3 protein-coding genes are annotated in these 1,938 nt (G+C 37.4%); 1 reads left to right on the top strand and 2 read right to left on the bottom strand.

Features of this window, described 5'->3' with window-relative positions; all coding sequences use genetic code 11:
* The coding region (locus tag ACFIO3_RS12320) for a Rha family transcriptional regulator (protein WP_375704543.1) at nucleotides 1-203 on the bottom strand (203 nt) is incomplete at its 3' end.
* Nucleotides 204-580: 377 nt separating this feature from the next.
* Here ACFIO3_RS12320 and ACFIO3_RS12315 point away from each other — a divergent pair.
* On the top strand, nucleotides 581-1,663 hold the full coding sequence (locus tag ACFIO3_RS12315) for a hypothetical protein (protein WP_375608683.1): 1,083 nt from the start codon (nucleotides 581-583) through the stop codon (nucleotides 1,661-1,663).
* Between the two features lie 27 nt (nucleotides 1,664-1,690).
* Here ACFIO3_RS12315 and ACFIO3_RS12310 read toward each other — a convergent pair.
* On the bottom strand, nucleotides 1,691-1,938 hold a 248-nt coding region (locus tag ACFIO3_RS12310), incomplete at its 5' end, for a hypothetical protein (RefSeq protein ID WP_375704542.1).

The following is a 1,938-nucleotide window of genomic DNA, read 5'->3' as shown; positions in this document are numbered from 1 at the left end:
CTTTCACCTTTTGCATCAACGTAAGTACCGATAAAATCAACCAATCCAAATTTGGAGCCGTTAAGTTCTTCAAGCATCTTCTTGATATCACGCATAATATGTGCGTGCTGCTTTTTACACAAATTAGCAATTTCACGACTAGACATAGTTTGAGGGATAGCACTATTAGCAGTGCTTCTTTTAATTTCTATAAGAGTGTTCATGATGAACTCCTTGGTAATAGAGGTTTCTTAATGACACTCTAAGAGAGTGCCGGGTGCTAAGAAACACGGTACCAAGTCCGTCGTTATGCTTTTCCCAAAGGGTATTGTATAGCGTAACCACACCCGACAAAATCATTATATGCATGTAACATACAATGAGTCAAAGCCTTTAATGTGCGGAGAATAAACTATATCGGTAGTTCGTCCGCTTGGTATTTCCTACGGTGTTTCTTAGGCACCTGATTCGATTATTCATATCCTTATGATGATGTCAATAGATAATATTACATTTTTCTAAATTATATAGGCACATCTTTACTTTATTTATAGACTCACTTTAAATTTCCTCTTTTTTTATTTATAGCGGAGGGGAAATAATGCGCGACGTACTTGATACAATTGCGATTATTGTATGGTTGTTATCTTTACCAATTATTATCACTGGGATCGTTTTCGTATGTAGAAAAAAATGGCGCAAAATGGGGTTAAAGACTCTTTGTGTTGGCGCTCTATTATTTGTCGGTGCTCCAATAGTAGGTGTTGCTGTACAGAAAGACAAACCAGATCAAGTTGTACATAATAATGAAGTTGTTACCCTCTCTTCGACTCCGTCAATAGATGTTGCTACTCAAGATGAAAGCATGGCTCAGGCACCAGTTGAGAATACTGATAAGAAAATCGCACCCATTCAAGACAATAAATCAGATGAAAATGATGGCCTAGGCTTTTGGGGATGGTTTTGGTTAATCTGCTTTGCATTTTTTGCATTGTCTATTTTTGCTTATTGGCGATACAAACGCAAAAAACGTTTTGAAAAGAAGATTCCAGAACAGGTTTCAGTGTCGCCTTCTCATGCACACTCTTCTTCTGATTTTTCAGTCATTAATAAAACGTCTCCAGCACTTAAAAACGAACGATTGGAAAAGGGGATCAAGATTTTTCTGTTTTGTGCTCTATTGATTGGGAGTATAGTAGCAATAATAAGTATTTCACCATGGTTATTAGTCGCCATTATTATTGTTTTACTTTTGGGGATCGCTGTCCATTTTGAAAATAAAAAAGTAAAGCTTTTTGAAGAACAAGTTGCAATGTTGCTACCAGATATTGAAATAACTAGTTTTTCTGAAGCATGTGAAATGTTTCAAGAACTTGATGCAAGTGAATACGATTATCGTTTAGCACGCAATGAAAAATTGTTGGGTGTTCAAGAACGCGTTTCCTTTGATATTAATAAAAAGACCACACTTTTTGGACGTCTTTTGGTAACAGATCAAGCCATTGTATTTGAAAGCTCTAAAAGGAATGAACGAACTACTTGGACACGAATTGCATCAGTAACGATAACATATCAAGGATGCCAAATTAGTCGCCGTACTGGCGTACCATGGAATTACCAATTCACCGCCTTTTCAAGTCCAAGATTTACAGCAGTAATCCGATCTCTTGGGCAGCCTTATTGACTTTTAAACACACAAGACAAAGATGTTTCATTGTTTTAGCTCCCGCAAGATAAGCTTATACATATCGGATTCAGAGGCTTGGACATCTGTGACCACGAAGTGCTCTTGAGAAGAGGGGGCTTTGTTATTTTCAGGAGAGATGATCACAATACTATCTTGAGGTTTTGGTGGTATTCCCCCGATATCATTAATACAAACATCAAGTTCCTTTCTTGCAATTGTGGTAGAGATTCTGCCACCGGCGTCCGATTCCGAATGTTTAATGGTGTAAATCG

The organism is Bartonella sp. AD328YNZD (assembly GCF_042196425.1).
Note: the sequence above shows the minus strand (reverse complement) of the source record. Positions and strands in the feature narration are given on the sequence as shown.